The organism is Arthrobacter sp. P1_B4, assembly GCF_056406555.1.
Map to the genome: position 1 here is coordinate 1 of NZ_JBFTZW010000077.1, position 13,782 is coordinate 13,782.

Below are 13,782 nucleotides of genomic sequence, written 5' to 3' on the forward strand. Positions count from 1 at the left end.
GTGCCTGCAGGCTGTCGCGGGTGTGGGCCTTGGCGACGTTCTGTTTCGCCGTCTTTTCCATGCCGTGGGCTGCCTTCTTGAGGGCCTTGCCCTTTTGGGTTGCCACGGCCAGCTCAATGGTTTCCATCAGCTGTTCCTCGGACAGACGGGCGTACCAGATGTCCAGGGTGCCCATCTGTGCGAACTCTGCCATCGCCTCGCGGTAAGCCCGAACGGCGGTGAGTGTCGCGTCGCGCGTTTCTTCCTTGGTGAACGCGTTGTTCCGCGCCGCGATGGTAAAGCTCGCGGCCATGCGTTTGACGTCGTACTCGAATGGGCCGGGCAGAGTTTCGTCGAAATCGTTGAGATCGAACAACAGGGTTCGCTCTGGTGAGGCGAAGACGCCAAAGTTGGATAAATGGGCGTCCCCGCACAGTTGGGACACCAGGCCGGCCCGGGGAGTGTCTTTCAGGTCGGTTGCCATGATCTTGGCGGCGCCCCGGTAGAACGTGAACGGTGAGACCAGCATCCGGCCGTGCCTCACCGGAACGAGGTCCTGTTCGCGGGTGAGGTTCTGTTCCTCGAGCAGCGCGACCGGATCCGGGCGGTCGGACGCGGGGACCCAGCCTGCGTGGCTGGAGACGGGCGTCTTTTCCCGGCGCCCCTTGCCCTTCGCAGCACGCTCCTCGACGCTCGGATGCTTGACTTTTTTGGTCTCGGCCATGATCGGCGACCTCCCTATTAGGTCCGGAACCGCCACCGGCACTGCTTGCCTGGGTCAGTCCCCGCCGAGCGCGCCAATGCGTCTCGGCTCAAGCTACTGCGATTCTGGCCCCGAACCGGCCCATCGTCAACGCATCGCTGATGGATCCCGCAGCGCAGGCTCAAAACGCCATCTGTTCCGCAGCCGGGCGACTGACCAATCGATTCATGCGGTTCGGGTGATGCCACCCCTGGTCGTGGCGGGTTACGTTCATGACGAGTCGGGCCGATCCGCTCACGTCGCGTCACTCGGCGCACACCACTGAAACCAGATGGAGACATAACCATGGCCGAAGAAGAAGCACCTGTTCTCGCCGTCCTCGCCGACATCACCGCCGTTTCGCTCGAACGCTCCACCCTTGAGCCTCGCGAACTGATGCTGGCCCGGATTGCGGCGCTCGCGGCGGTCGACGCCCCGGGCGCCTCCTACCTGTTCAACGCCGGTACCGCCGTGGACGTCGGCATCACCTTGGAGGATGTCCGCGGCGTCCTGATCGCCGTTGCACCCATCGTCGGCACTCCCCGGATCGTGGCGGCGACCACCAATCTCGTCCAGGCGCTGGGCTTTGCCCTCGAAATGGCGGAGGAAGAACTCGAAGCAGGGACCCGGGACTAGTACCCTTACCTACGAACCGCACGTCACGGCGTCGGCAGTTCCTCGTTGCATCTGCCACGATGCCCTGATTAAAGGCGGCCCATGAACAAGAACCGGCTGGAGGCCTTCAGCGACGGGGTGCTGGCGATCGTCATCACCATCATGGTGCTGGAGCTTCACGTCCCAGCCGAACCGACCTGGTCGGCCCTGCTTCACGAGCTTCCAACCCTGCTCAGTTACCTGCTGAGCTTCATCTATGTCGGGATCTACTGGAACAACCACCACCACATGCTGCATCTGGCCGGGCGGATCAACGGTGGGGTGCTCTGGGCAAACCTGCATCTGCTGTTCTGGCTCTCCCTCATCCCCTTCACCACCCGGTGGATAAATGACACGGGCCTGGCCGAGGTACCCGTCCTCGTCTATGGGCTGGACCTGCTGTTCGCCGCCATTGCGTACTACATCCTGAAAACAACCCTGATCCGCCAGCAGGGACGCGGCGGCGCGCTGGACCGGGCCATGGGGCAGGACTGGAAGGGCAAGGGATCGCCCGCGCTCTACATCGCCGGGATGGGGCTCAGCCTGGTGAACCCGCTCTTGGGGATCGCCGCCTATTCGGTGGTCGCCGCGATCTGGCTCATCCCGGACCGGCGTGTGGAGCGGTTCATCGCGCACACGTGAGTCCAGAGGCGCATCTGTCCCGGGGCGGCTACTGCCGGACGCGTTGAGCCAGCGAGGCGCTCAGGAACCGCAGTTGAGCCGGGGCCGGCTTTACCACGTGGGCCGCGTAGCCAGGGTGCTTGCCCAGGTGCTTCTTGATGTAGGGACACACCGGAACGATCGTGAGGCCCGCGGCGACAGTCTCATCGAGTGCCTGTGCGGCCAGCACCCCGGCCAGCCCGCGGCCGCCATATTCCTCGTTGATCTCCGTGTGGTAGAAAATCCGCTGGCCCGGCCCGACGTCGTCCACGTAAGCGGCCTGGCCGATCACGGTGCCGGCGTCGAGCACCTCGAAACGGCTGCGCTGCGGGTTGTTACTGATGGTGATCGTGGTCAATATGGTCTCCTTGAGCGGGCCGGATTGGCCCGGCAGTCGGGCTTACGGGTGCAGGGACGGCTGGGCTTGCCAGTATGGGCCTGCCGGAATAGACAGGTCAGCCGCGGGGCCGGATGCGGGCATTCGGCAGGGCCGGGGCCGGGAGAGCTGCGGGGCCGCCGGGCGGGAACGGACCGAACCGCAGGTCGGATGCTCGGCCGCCGGAGCCCTCAGTGCCGGCGTCCCCAGTGCCGACGTCCCCAGTGCCGGCGTCCGCGCCGATCTCGGACTGCCACTGGGTCCTGTACGCGACGATCTCCTCATGGCTGCGGCCGACGAAGTTCCACCACATCACGATTTTTTCGCCCAGCGGCTCTCCGCCGATCAGGAGAACGCGGGCTCCCTCGCTGCCCGCGACCAGGGTCAGGGACCCGTGGCCGACGGGCAGGTACGCGAGGTTGTCCTTCGGGACCGGCTGCCCGTCCAGGGCAAGGTTGCCCGAGTCCACGAGCAGGCCGTGTTCGAAGGACGCATTTGTTGTGAGCGTCAGCTCCGTCCCCGCTTCGAGCAGGAGCTCAGCACCGAGCAGGGGCGTGTGGGTTGTGACGGGCGAGACGGACCCAGCGAGCGAGCCCAGGAAGACGCGCACGGTCCAGCCGTTTCCGCTGACCGGCTCCGGACGGTAGTGCTCAAAGGTGGGGGCCATGTGGCGTGCCGTGTCCGGCAGCGCCACCCACAGCTGCGCGCCGTGCAGGACGGTGGTGTCCGGGGTGGAAAATTCCGAGTGGCTGATGCCGCGGCCGGCGGTCATGAGGTTAACTTCACCGGGCCGCACCGCTGCGTGGAAGCCGGCCGAATCCCGGTGTTCGATCTCGCCTGTGAACAGCCAGCTGACGGTTTGAAGCCCGGTGTGCGGGTGGCGCGGGACTTTCATGCCGCCAGAATCGCCGACCTGGTCCGGGCCGTAGTGGTCCAGGAAGCACCACGCCCCAATGAGGCTGCGCTGGCGCTGCGGAAGGGTGCGCCGCACATCCATCGCGCGCGGGCCGCCCAGCGGGACCTGCCGCGGAACCAGGAGTTCGACGCCGGCGAAGGTCCCGTCCGTTTCGCAGAGGATTTCCTGGGGCGCGACTTCGGTATTGCTCATGATGACAGCCTAGCCTCGCGCGGTCCGCGGGTCAGCCTTCGCACACGGCCTGACCTTCCAGGACCGGGCCTCACATCCAGGCCGAACGGCGCAATGGGGGTTCCGCGCCGCCCGGGCGCTGGACCAGGATCTGGTTCACGCCCGTGATGCCGGCCTCGAAGCCGAGTGCGCTCGCGGCCATGTAGAGCCGCCACACCCGGGCCCTTCCCAGCCCGGCCAAGCGCACGGCCTCGTCCCAGTGCTCCTCCAGGTTCCGCACCCACGCCCTGAGCGTCAGGGCATAGTGGGGCCGCAACGCCTCGACGTCGATGATCTCCAGGCCCGCCGATTCGAGTGCCGCGACCATCTCCGAGAGGCTGAGCATCTCGCCGTCCGGGAATACATAGCGGGGAATGAAGGAGTCCGGGTCCGGCGGGGTCGCGCCGGCGTTCCAGGAAATCGCGTGGTTGAGCAGCCGTCCTCCCGGCCGGAGCAGGCCCTGCAGGTGGGAAGAATAGGGCTGGATCTGCTCGCGCCCCACATGCTCTGACATGCCGATGGAGCTGATCGCGTCGAACGGCCCGTCCTCCACGTCCCGGTAGTCCTGCACCCGGATGTCCACCCGGTCCGTGAGTCCGGCGTCCGCCGCCCGCTTGCGGGCCAGGGCCGCCTGTTCGACCGAGAGCGTCACCCCGACGACGTCGGCCCCATAGTGTTGCGCGGCATGCAGCGCCAGGCTGCCCCAACCGCATCCCACGTCCAGCACCCGCATGCCCGGGCGGAGCCCCAACTTGCGGCAGACCAGATCGAGCTTGGCGCTCTGGGCGGCGTCAAGCCCGGTCTCCTCCGACTCCCAGACCGCGCACGAGTACACCATGGAAGGGCCCAGGACGAGGGCGTAAAAGTCGTTCCCGACGTCGTAATGGTGGGAAATGGCCGCGGCATCGCGCCCCTTGGAATGCCGCCGGCCGTGCCTGCTCACGCGCGCTTCCTCCGGCGGCGGCGCCGGGTTCGTTCCGAGCGCGCCGAGCCGGACTGCTGTTTTGACCAGCGCGAACACCTCGCCGGGTGTCGGCGGCCGGAACGGGCCGGGCTCGGCGAACTTTCCCGCCGCACTGATGGCCGCGAAGGCGGCGAAGATGTCGCCGGGTGCCTCGATATCGCCGGCCACGTAGGCACGGCTCAGTCCAAGCTGCCCTGGGGACCACAGCATCCGTCGAAGTGCCCGCCGGGACCGGAAAACGACGACTGGAGCGTCTTCCGGTCCCGCTTCCGAGCCGTCCCAGGCTTTCAGCCGCAGGGGGATGCCGTCGGTGCCAAGGATGATCGCCAGCGCGTCGGCCAGCCGTGAAGCCGCATTCGTGGATGCCGTCATGTCCAGTGCCTCAATTCCAGTGCTTCGTCTCCGGTGCTGCGGGCTGAGCCGCGCCAGTTCCAAATCTAAGGGCATGACACGCCCGGCAACCAGAGCTTTGGTTCCGATTCCTTTCCCCGTCCCCTCCCCTCCTCCCCGCACACCACTCCTTCCCAAAGCATCAGCGGCGAACGGCTCTGGCGCGTGGGGGCGCTGTTGCCTATGGTGTGTCCTATGTCTGAGTCTTTCTCGTCCCTCGTGGACACGTTCAAGAATGTCGGTGTGTCCCGGGCCTACGGGCCCGCCGTGAACATCGCAGGAGAAGAGATCGTCCCGGTAGCGGTGGTGTCCTTCGGGTTCGGCGGAGGCAGCAGCCCGGAAGACGCCCAGCCCGGCAGCGGCGGAAGCGGAGGCGGGGGCGGCGGCTTCGTCTTGCCCCTGGGCGTCTACGCCAAGGGCTCCTCTGGCCGCATGACGTTCCGGCCCAACACCGTCGTCCTCCTGGTGGCGCTGGCCCCTCTGGTGTGCGCCGTTGGCGTTTCGATCCGCGGCATTCTTCGCACCGTCCGTTCCCACCGCTAGCACCGCGGCCGCAGGGCCAAGGATTCCCCAAGCCCGTCCGGGCATCGTTGGGTCTGGCAGCCTGGGTCTCGGGCAACCCTGTGGTCGGGCGTCGGACGGACTTGATCGACGATGAACTTATTCAGAACTGCATGTGCAGCAAGCCTGGGCGCGGCGCTCCTGATGACGGGTTGCGGCGCTCCCCCGGCCATACCGGGCCCCACAACCACGGTGACGGCGACGGCCCCGCCGTCGGTGGTGGTCTTCGATCCGCAGACCAGCGGCAAGGTTCTGGCCGAGCGGATCAAGGCCCGCGCCAAACCCACGGACCCTGGCGTCACGATCTCCGAAGTGGAGTGCAAGAACTTCCCGGATATCAAGGTCAACACGCATACCGATTGCCAGATGGTGGTTAACGGGGTCAAACGCGGGTACCGGGCCACGTTCACCGAGCGGGACGGCCACTACGAAATAAAGGCCCAGGAACTCACCTGGTAGGGGTCACGGCGTAGGACATGGCGGGTTCCCGGTCGTCGTCGGCGTCCACCCAGGCCGCGAAGTCCTTCAGCGACATGAAGCAGTAGTAGTCGCAATAGCGCAGGTTCTTCTTCTCCGACTTGCTCATGCCGGTAATTCGATGCGGGCGCGGCCACGGATGGGCCGGCGGCTGTAGCCTGTCCGCGCGGGCAGCCTCAGCCGCTGTTGCGCGCCCGGCTCGGCTGCACCCGCGGCGGTTCCCCCGGCATCTTCGGGAAGTCCGGCGGGAACGGCATCTCCCCCAGCCCGGCCTCGATATCCCTGTCCCACCATTCGAGGAGGAGATCGACGGTGCCTGCGCCGCCCGAATGCATGCCCTCCCACGGATCGCCGGTGGCTTTGAGCCGTTCCGGCACGGTGACGATCGTGAAGGCCGTCGGATCGGCGGACTCGAGCTCCTCCCAGCGGATGGGGCACGACACGGTGGCAGTGGCGAGTGCACGCGGGCTGTAGGCCCCCGCTATCGTACGGTCACGGTTCGCCTGGTTGAAGTCGGCGAAGATGCGGGCGCCGCGTTCTTCCTTCCACCAGGCGGTGGTTACCTGGTCGGGCAGGCGCCGCTCGAGTTCGCGCGCCGCCGCGATGACTGCATGCCTCACATCCAGGAACTCCCGGGTCGGCTCGATCGGTGCAAAGACATGGAGCCCCCGGTTTCCTGAGGTCTTGATGAACGCATCCAGCCCGGCCTCCGCGAGTAAGCGGCGTAGCTCCATCGCGACCGGAACGGCCTCGGCGAACCCGGTACCCGGCTGCGGGTCGAGGTCGATCCGCAACTCGTCCGGATTGTCCGGATTTCCGGCCCGGGAGGGCCAGGGGTGGAAGACCACCGTATTCATCTGCACCGCCCACACCGCGGCGGCGATTTCGTCAATGACAAGCTGGGGATGCGAGCGTCCGCTGGGATAGACGACGTCGACCGAACGGATGAAATCCGGCGCACCCTTGGGCGGGTTCTTGGAGAAGAACTGCTCGCCGTCCACCGTGTCCTTGAACCGCTGGAGGGTCACCGGCCGGTCCCCGTTCGCCGCCAGGAAGGCATCCCCGACGGCCACCATGTACCGGGCCAGGTCCAGCTTGGTCAGTCCCAGGCCGGGCCAGACGACCCTCGCCGGGCTCGACACCCGCAACTCCCGGTCGCCGTGCGGACCGCTGACGGTGAGATGGACTTCTTCCTTGGCCATGGGGACAACCTACCCCGGCGGCGGGGACAGTTGAAGAGCGGAACATCCTCCACCGGGCATGATGGACACATGACAACGCCCGAGCTCCCGATCACCCTTGACGTCGGCGACGCCGCAGTGTCGGGCGTCTTTGCCGGCCCCGAGGACTCCTTCGCAACCCTGGTTGTTGCCCACGGCGCCGGGGCGGGAATGGACCATCCCTTCCTTGTGGGCTTCACCCGCGCCCTGAACGAACTCGGCGTCGCCACCCTGCGCTTCAACTTCCCCTACCGCGAGGCAGGACGAAAATTCCCGGACCGGCCGCCGGCTGCCATCGCCACCTGGCGGGCGGCCATGGCCGCCGCCGCATCCCGTTCCGCGGGCCGGCCGTTGTGGGCCGCCGGGAAATCGTTCGGCGGGCGCATGGCCTCAATGGCCGTGGCGGAAGGCATGCCGGCTGCCGGGCTGGTCTATCTGGGCTACCCGCTGCACCCGCCGGGGAAACCGGAAAAGCTCCGCGACGAGCACCTCTATGGGCTGACGCTGCCGATGCTCTTCCTGCAGGGCACGCGGGACACGTTCGCCATCCCGGAACTGCTGGAGGCCGTGGCGACCAAAATCGGGCCGTCCGCGACCGTGGAGTGGCGCGAGGGCGGGGACCACTCCTTTGCCGTTGCCGGCGCGAAGCGCAGTGCCGACGAGGCGGGGGCGTCACTGGCGGCGACGGTCGCCGAATTCCTGAAGACACACGGCGATAATCCGGCGGCCGCGCTCCCCTGACCGGTCTGGCGTCACGGCCCGGCCTAACCGACGTCGCCGAACCGGCCCGCCCCGTGCTGCACGCGCGCCTCGATGGCGTCGGCGGCGGCCACGGCCCCTCCCGCGCTGCGGACAACATCGCGCATCGCGGCCAGGTTGCGCCGGACCTGCGCGTCCGTATGGACCGCGGTGACCGCGGCCCGGAGCGCTTCGGACCCGACGTCCTCCGGCGCAAGGCGCAGGCCAAGACCCAGTTCTTCCAGCCGGCGGGCGGTGGCCGCCTGTTCCGGCTGCTGGGGCACGGCCACCATTGGGACGGCGTAATACAGCGCTTCCATGGTCGAATTCATGCCCGCGTGGGTGATGAAGACGGCGGTCCGGCGCAGTACCTGCAACTGCGGGAAGACCGGCCGGACCCGGATGTTCGGCGCAATCGTTCCGAGATCGGCCATGCTGGTCTGGTCCCCGACGGCCATCGCGACGTCCCACTCGCTTCCGCCGAAGGCGTCAAGGCACATCCGGAAGAAGTCCGGCCGGCGGTTCAGCGGGGTGGTGCCCAGCGAGATGAACAACAGCGGTCCCGTTCCCTCACGCTCCCATTCGCCGTCGGTGTCCCGGCCGCCGACGCTGGGACCCACAAACCGGAACCGGTCATCGAAGGTCGCCCCCATGGGCTGGAATTCGCGGGGTAGGAACACGATGTTGAACGGCGCAGGCGGACCATCGAACATCCGCGGTGTCCGCACGCCCTGCCCGGCCGCGAATTCCGCCAGCAATCGGCCCATGGCCAGGGCAACCTTGGCCATCTCATCGGCGCCGTCCGGTGGCGGGGCAGGCATCAGCGATCTCAGCGAGAAGTGCTCGTTGGTGGCATAGGTGGGCATGAGGGCAATGGCCGGGGCGCCGATCTTTTCCGCCGCCATGCTGCCGCTGAGCGTCATCGCGTCAAAGCAGATGGCGTCCGGCGGGTCCTGGCGGAGTTGATCGACCAGCGCCGGAAAGCTGGTTCTGAGGTCCTCGAAGACGCGGTGCATGATCGGCAGCATGAGGTGCGCCTGCGCCCTCTGCCCGGGCCCGAGGGCGGGCATCGATGCCATCCAGTTCCCGCCGGACGCGTGAAAGTCCGCGCCGGCCTTGCGGATCAGCGGTTCAAAGTCGGCGGACGTGAAGTATGTGACCCTGTGCCCCCGGGCCACGAGCTCCGCCACCAGCGGCAGGGTCGGGTTGACGTGTCCGTAGGCGGGAATGGAGACGAACGCAAGGTGCATGGCCATCACTCTTCATCGCGTGGCTGATTTTTTATTTGACGGGCAGGTTTGACCGGCCCGGTTGACCGGCCTGTTTGCCCGTCGTCCCGTGGGTCCGGAGGCCCGCCGGCGTCGTGCTCCTTCATCATGCCCCTGTTGACCGCGCGGGGCGAGTGGTCAGTTGGCAGCGCCGGGCAGCTGGTCAGGCGTTAGTTCCGCGGCTTGGTCCGGGCCGTCGCGGGCGCGGTCCACGGGTCTTCAGGCCACGGATGCCGCGGATAGCGGCCGCGCATTTCGGCCCGGACCTGGGCGTAGGGCCCGGACCAGAAGGACGCGAGATCGTCCGTCACGGCCAGGGGCCGGCGGGCCGGCGAGAGCAGGTGGAACAGCACCGGCACGCGCCCGTCGGCCAGCCGCGGCGTCTCCGCCCAGCCAAAGCACTCCTGCAGCTTGACGGCCACTACGGGCCGGCCGGTGGCGTCTGCCGCGTCCGGGTAGTCGATCCGGATCCGGGATCCGCTGGGGACCGCCAGCGACTCGGGTGCCAGTTCGCCCAGCCGGGCCGCCTCGGGCCACGGCAGCAGCCGGCCCAGCGGGCCGGCGAGGTCGATCCCGCCCGTCGATGCCCCGCCGGCCAACGCCGCGAGCTCCGGGGCCAGCCAGTCCTGAAGCCGGGCCAGCAACGCGGGCTCGGAAACGTCGGGCCATGCCCCGCCCAGCTCCCGGTGCAGCAGGGCAAGACGGCGACGCAAGGCGTCCACCGCGTTCGACCATCCGATGGTGGCCAGCCCCTCGCTGGCCAGTGCGCGGGCCACAGCTGCGCGGCCCTCCTGCGCAGGAGGCCGTACCGGGGTGGACGAGAGCACGATCGCGCCCAGGCGGCGCTCCCGCCGGGCCGAGACCCGGCCCTGGCTAAACCGCGCCTGCAGCGTGTCGCTCAGGAGGTTGCCGGCGGCGGCCTCTGCGGTGTCCGCCGTCAGCGGCGCCGCAGAGCGGATGACGGCACCGGTCCCCGCGGCATCGCGCCCTTGTGCGCGGGACACTTCGGCCACTCCCAGCCATTCGTGCCCGGACAGGGCGCTGCCGGCCGGCAACCCGGCCCGGGTTCCGGAGGTCAGCAGGTATTGTGCCGGCCCCTGGCCCGGAACGCGGCGCGCCACCCGGTCCGGAAAGGCCAGGGCGACGACAAACCCGACGGCCTCCGCGGCACCAACGGCCCCAGCAGACGCAACCGGCGCGGCGCGGGATGGCTTCTGGTGCCCGCCACCGGTGGATTCCTGCCGGGCGATTGACTCCATCCGCCGGACGTCCTCCGACCAGCGCCGGGATCCGGGATCGCGGCCCGTCCGCAGCGCGGCAAGCAGTCTGGTGAGGTCTGCGCCCGGTGCGCGCTGGTCCCCCGACACCAGGGCGACGGCCTCGGCCGCCGTGCGGTAGCCCACCGTCGCGGCGCCGTCCAGCAGGGCGCGGGCAAGGCGGGGGTCAGTCGGGACCCGGGACAGGGTCTTGCCCACCTCGGTTGCGTGACCGTCCGCGGTGACGGCGCCGAGTTCCCGCAGCACTTCGACGGCCTCGTCCATCGCGGCCCGGGGCGGCGTGTCCGGCAGCGCAAGTCCCCGGCCGCCGGGGGCTCCCCAGCAGGCCAGGACCAGGGCGGCGCCGGTCAGGTCAGCTGCCGCGATCTCCGGCGTCGGGTGCGCCGGCGCGGCACCAAAGACCCTCTGGTCATAGCAGCGGATCACCGTGCCCGGGCCCTGGCGTGCGGCACGGCCGGCACGCTGGTCCGCGGACGCCCGGGAGCAGGACACCGTCACGAGGCCGGACATTCCGCGGCCGGCGTCGCGCCGCGGCTCGCGGGACAGCCCGGAATCGATGACCAGCCGGACGCCCGGAACAGTGAGGGAGGACTCGGCGAGTGCGGTGGAAACGATGATTCGGGCAGCCCCGCCGGGCTCACGCCCGGAGACGGCGCGGTCCTGCTCCGCCGCCGGGGCCTGGCCGTGGAGTTCCAGAACCTCGACGCGGCTCCGGCCACGGAGCCGCGCCGCCACGTAGGAAACCTCCCACGCGCCGGGAACGAACACCAGGGCGTCCACGTCCCGTCCGCCAGCCAGCGCGGCCGCATGCCCGGCCGCTGCCGTGTCGGCCACATGGTCCAGGAAGGCCCGGGCCACGCCCCGCTCATCCAGCCGCGGCGCCGACGCGGGGGCCCATTCCACGTCCAGCGAAAAGAGCACGGACGGACAGTCAATGACCGGTGCCGGGCCGCCGCCGTCGTCGTTTCCGTCCGCCGCCTCACCGATCAGCGTGTCTCCGATCAAGGCGGCGAAGCGGGGGGCATCGAGGGTGGCCGACATGGCGACGAGGGCGAGGTCGCCGCGCAACTGGCGGACTTCGGCGAGCATGCCAACGAGGAGGTCGGTCTCCAGCCCGCGTTCGTGGACCTCATCGAGGATCACGGCGTCCGTGCCCTCGAGCCCCGGGTCCGCGAGGAGACGGCGCAGCAGTATGCCGGGGGTAACGAACTCGATCACAGTACCGGGTCCGGTCTGGCGTTCCCCGCGGACCGTGTAGCCCACGCGGTCGCCGAGCCGGGTGCCGTCCAGGGCGGCCAGGCGCCGGGCGGCCGCACGGGCAGCGACGCGGCGCGGCTGGGTGACCACGATCCGCGGGCGCCGGCCCCTCCCGCCGGCGGCGATGTTGGCGAGCAGCGGCGGCACCAGCGTCGTTTTGCCTGTGCCGGGAGGCGCGTGCACCACCGCGGACGCCCCCGCACCACCGGCGTGCAATGCCGCGGCGAGGGCTCCCAGCGATTCCGCAAAAGCCAGGCCAGCCCCGATGGCGTCGAGGTCGAAGAGCCCCTTCGCGCAGGCTGGGTCCAGGGGTGTGTTCGCGGAAGTCACGCCTCCATTGTCCCTGCAATGGAGTCCTGGCCATCCATCCGGTGCCGCGCCGCTGATCCACCCGCCGGCGCCCTGCCGGCGCGGGCACGGGTGCGGCCCCGTTCGTGCACGCGGGTGTGCCGGCGCTACGGGTGCGCGGCCAGGAGCGTCTTGCCGCTCGCGACGGCACGGATTTCAATGCTGCGGATATCGGCTCTCGGGACAACTGTGGTGGCCGTCGGTGTCGCCACTGTCCCCGGCGTTGCTGTCCAGGTGGCCACCTGGGTCGTGGCGCCGCGGGAGTCGAGAACCACCAATCCGTACTCCTCCGGCGCGCGGAGACCGCCCGGCAGAGCATAGTCGGCCGGGGACGGCGTGTACGTGCACTGCCAGTCGATCTGCGTTCCCCACGGCTGCGTGGTCAGGGATCCGGTGGCCACCATGGCACTGTCGGCGACCGGGGTGAAGTTCAGGGCCGTCGCGGATGCGGCCTGGATCTGGGCAGCCGGGGGCGGGGAGGCCGTGACCTCAACGTAAACCGCGCCCGCGGCGGCAGCGGCGCCCAGCATGATCCCGGCGACAGCCAGGCGGGTGCGCCGGCGGCCGCGCTGGACCTTGCGCGCCAGTCCGGGCTGCAACGTCGGTGTCCGCCGTTCGCCGTCAGTCCGCCCGAGGGACTGGGCTTCCTCGGGTGAGAGTGCTGCCAGCAGCGACGGCAGTCCGGCAAGTTCGGCGACGGCGGCCCTGCAGCCAGCGCAGCCGGACAGGTGCTCCTCGAACTCGTGCCGCTCAGACGAGACGAGGGATCCCAGCACGTACGCGGCATCCCAGCGCCGGTACTCATCGGTTCCGTTCCGGTTCATGGCGTCACGCCTCCCTCCTGAAGGGCCAGCCTCATCGCCCTCAGCGCGTAGTGCAGGCGCGACTTCACTGTTCCCTCGGCCAGTTGAAGATTTTGCGCGATCTCGGCGGTCGTCTCCCGCAAATAGTACGAATGAATGACGACGGCCCGGTGCTCGGCGGACAGCCCGGCGAGCGCATCCGAGACAAGCCACCCGTCCAGGATCCTGTCGACCCGGTCCGCCTCCGGAATCTCTGGCAGCTGGTCGGTTGCCGTTTCGTGCCGGCGGCGGGCGCTGCGCCGGTCATCGATGACGAGATTGCGGGCGACCGTGTAAAGCCAGGCCCGCACCGCCGGCGCCGGGCGCTGCAGAATCGCCGGGTGTTTCCACGCGCGGATCAGCGTCTCCTGCACGACGTCGTCCGCCAGGGCGCTGTCACGCGTCATTCCCATGACGAACCGCCATAGCGCCGGGCCGTAAGCCTCCTGCAGCGATCGCAGTAACTCGGCCTCCTGATCGGACATTTCCGCCTCCTTGGAGGTAGGACGACGCCGGGCGGCAAACAGTTCACTTGCGCCCGGCGCGGTCAATGGCCGCAGTCCGTGTTGAACCTGCAGGCTGCCGGAACCGTTGTAGGGACAGGTCCGGCCGCCCCTGGCCGGCCATCCCTAAGGAGAGCACAATGAGGATTCTTCGCCCGGCGACTGCCGCCGCGGCGTTGGGCGCCATCCTGCTGCTGGGGGCCTGCTTCGGCGGGCACACAGCGACGCCGGCACCGGCCCCCTACACAGTCCCGTCAGTTCCTGCGACGGGGAACCCCTCACCGTCGCCCAAGGACCCCGCCAGCAACGCGGCTCCGCCGTCGACCGTTGCCGCGCCCGTTGCGCCGGCGCCGCCACGGTATGTTGCCCCGCCCGTTGCGCCGGCCCCGCCACGGTACAT

General features: G+C 69.2%; 15 protein-coding genes and 1 pseudogene. 6 read left to right on the forward strand and 10 right to left on the reverse strand.

The features are described from left to right. The coding region (locus tag AC1D1W_RS16845; RefSeq protein WP_476944285.1) for a DUF2252 family protein at positions 1–703 on the reverse strand (703 nt) is incomplete at its 3' end. Between the two features lie 324 nt (positions 704–1,027). Between AC1D1W_RS16845 and AC1D1W_RS16850 the strand changes: the two genes are divergently transcribed. After that, positions 1,028–1,357 (forward strand): carboxymuconolactone decarboxylase family protein, encoded by a 330-nt coding sequence (locus AC1D1W_RS16850; RefSeq protein WP_028276785.1) that lies wholly within the window; start codon positions 1,028–1,030, stop codon positions 1,355–1,357. 81 nt (positions 1,358–1,438) lie between these two features. Continuing rightward, on the forward strand, positions 1,439–2,017 hold the full coding sequence (locus AC1D1W_RS16855; protein WP_476944286.1) for a TMEM175 family protein: 579 nt from the start codon (positions 1,439–1,441) through the stop codon (positions 2,015–2,017). A 28-nt stretch (positions 2,018–2,045) separates the two neighbouring features. On the opposite strand, the gene AC1D1W_RS16860 is transcribed toward AC1D1W_RS16855, so the two are convergent. From AC1D1W_RS16860 to AC1D1W_RS16870, 3 genes are all read right to left on the reverse strand, one after another. Then, positions 2,046–2,393: a GNAT family N-acetyltransferase gene (locus tag AC1D1W_RS16860; RefSeq protein ID WP_476944287.1), complete on the reverse strand. Its 348-nt coding sequence runs from the start codon at positions 2,391–2,393 to the stop codon at positions 2,046–2,048. 97 nt (positions 2,394–2,490) lie between these two features. Further along, a complete protein-coding gene (locus tag AC1D1W_RS16865; RefSeq protein ID WP_476944288.1) occupies positions 2,491–3,519 on the reverse strand; it encodes a pirin family protein in 1,029 nt (342 codons plus the stop codon). Between the two features lie 70 nt (positions 3,520–3,589). Beyond that, complete coding sequence (locus tag AC1D1W_RS16870) at positions 3,590–4,873, reverse strand: class I SAM-dependent methyltransferase (protein WP_476944289.1); 1,284 nt, start codon at positions 4,871–4,873, stop codon at positions 3,590–3,592. 213 nt (positions 4,874–5,086) lie between these two features. Here AC1D1W_RS16870 and AC1D1W_RS16875 point away from each other — a divergent pair, with 213 nt between their 5' ends. After that, positions 5,087–5,434: a hypothetical protein gene (locus AC1D1W_RS16875; protein WP_043436051.1), complete on the forward strand. Its 348-nt coding sequence runs from the start codon at positions 5,087–5,089 to the stop codon at positions 5,432–5,434. Positions 5,435–5,644: 210 nt separating this feature from the next. Continuing rightward, a complete protein-coding gene (locus AC1D1W_RS16880) occupies positions 5,645–5,911 on the forward strand; it encodes a hypothetical protein (protein WP_156945128.1) in 267 nt (88 codons plus the stop codon). On the opposite strand, the gene AC1D1W_RS16885 is transcribed toward AC1D1W_RS16880, so the two are convergent. Both AC1D1W_RS16885 and ligD read right to left on the reverse strand, forming a co-directional pair. Further along, positions 5,901–6,038 carry a hypothetical protein gene (locus AC1D1W_RS16885; RefSeq protein WP_243177802.1) on the reverse strand — a complete coding sequence of 46 codons (138 nt, stop codon included), beginning with the start codon at positions 6,036–6,038 and terminating at the stop codon, positions 5,901–5,903. The genes AC1D1W_RS16880 and AC1D1W_RS16885 overlap by 11 nt on opposite strands. Before the next feature lie 67 nt (positions 6,039–6,105). Beyond that, positions 6,106–7,131 carry a non-homologous end-joining DNA ligase gene (gene ligD / locus AC1D1W_RS16890; protein ID WP_476944290.1) on the reverse strand — a complete coding sequence of 342 codons (1,026 nt, stop codon included), beginning with the start codon at positions 7,129–7,131 and terminating at the stop codon, positions 6,106–6,108. Positions 7,132–7,200: 69 nt separating this feature from the next. Here ligD and AC1D1W_RS16895 point away from each other — a divergent pair, with 69 nt between their 5' ends. Beyond that, positions 7,201–7,890 carry an alpha/beta hydrolase family protein gene (locus AC1D1W_RS16895; RefSeq protein ID WP_476944291.1) on the forward strand — a complete coding sequence of 230 codons (690 nt, stop codon included), beginning with the start codon at positions 7,201–7,203 and terminating at the stop codon, positions 7,888–7,890. Positions 7,891–7,913: 23 nt separating this feature from the next. Here the strand turns inward: AC1D1W_RS16895 and AC1D1W_RS16900 are convergent, their stop codons facing one another. From AC1D1W_RS16900 to AC1D1W_RS16915, 4 genes are all read right to left on the reverse strand, one after another. After that, positions 7,914–9,137, reverse strand: a complete 1,224-nt coding sequence (locus AC1D1W_RS16900; protein WP_459384854.1) for a macrolide family glycosyltransferase — start codon at positions 9,135–9,137, stop codon at positions 7,914–7,916. 188 nt (positions 9,138–9,325) lie between these two features. Beyond that, complete coding sequence (hrpB, locus tag AC1D1W_RS16905) at positions 9,326–12,019, reverse strand: ATP-dependent helicase HrpB (RefSeq protein WP_476944292.1); 2,694 nt, start codon at positions 12,017–12,019, stop codon at positions 9,326–9,328. 125 nt (positions 12,020–12,144) lie between these two features. After that, positions 12,145–12,861: an anti-sigma factor family protein gene (locus AC1D1W_RS16910; RefSeq protein ID WP_476944293.1), complete on the reverse strand. Its 717-nt coding sequence runs from the start codon at positions 12,859–12,861 to the stop codon at positions 12,145–12,147. After that, on the reverse strand, positions 12,858–13,364 hold the full coding sequence (locus tag AC1D1W_RS16915; RefSeq protein ID WP_476944294.1) for a sigma-70 family RNA polymerase sigma factor: 507 nt from the start codon (positions 13,362–13,364) through the stop codon (positions 12,858–12,860). Before AC1D1W_RS16915 ends, AC1D1W_RS16910 begins: the two co-directional genes overlap by 4 nt. Before the next feature lie 158 nt (positions 13,365–13,522). On the opposite strand from AC1D1W_RS16915, the pseudogene AC1D1W_RS16920 reads away from it, so the two are divergent. Further along, positions 13,523–13,782: pseudogene (locus AC1D1W_RS16920) on the forward strand (hypothetical protein); the annotation flags it as partial.

Coding starts and splice junctions, on each gene's coding strand:
- AC1D1W_RS16885 (WP_243177802.1), bottom strand. CDS start 6,038: ATGAGCAAGTCGGAGAAGAAGAACCTGCGCTATTGCGACTACTACTGC.
- AC1D1W_RS16855 (WP_476944286.1), top strand. CDS start 1,439: ATGAACAAGAACCGGCTGGAGGCCTTCAGCGACGGGGTGCTGGCGATC.
- AC1D1W_RS16870 (WP_476944289.1), bottom strand. CDS start 4,873: ATGACGGCATCCACGAATGCGGCTTCACGGCTGGCCGACGCGCTGGCG.
- AC1D1W_RS16865 (WP_476944288.1), bottom strand. CDS start 3,519: ATGAGCAATACCGAAGTCGCGCCCCAGGAAATCCTCTGCGAAACGGAC.
- AC1D1W_RS16875 (WP_043436051.1), top strand. CDS start 5,087: ATGTCTGAGTCTTTCTCGTCCCTCGTGGACACGTTCAAGAATGTCGGT.
- AC1D1W_RS16850 (WP_028276785.1), top strand. CDS start 1,028: ATGGCCGAAGAAGAAGCACCTGTTCTCGCCGTCCTCGCCGACATCACC.
- AC1D1W_RS16915 (WP_476944294.1), bottom strand. CDS start 13,364: ATGTCCGATCAGGAGGCCGAGTTACTGCGATCGCTGCAGGAGGCTTAC.
- AC1D1W_RS16910 (WP_476944293.1), bottom strand. CDS start 12,861: ATGAACCGGAACGGAACCGATGAGTACCGGCGCTGGGATGCCGCGTAC.
- AC1D1W_RS16895 (WP_476944291.1), top strand. CDS start 7,201: ATGACAACGCCCGAGCTCCCGATCACCCTTGACGTCGGCGACGCCGCA.
- AC1D1W_RS16900 (WP_459384854.1), bottom strand. CDS start 9,137: ATGCACCTTGCGTTCGTCTCCATTCCCGCCTACGGACACGTCAACCCG.
- ligD (WP_476944290.1), bottom strand. CDS start 7,131: ATGGCCAAGGAAGAAGTCCATCTCACCGTCAGCGGTCCGCACGGCGAC.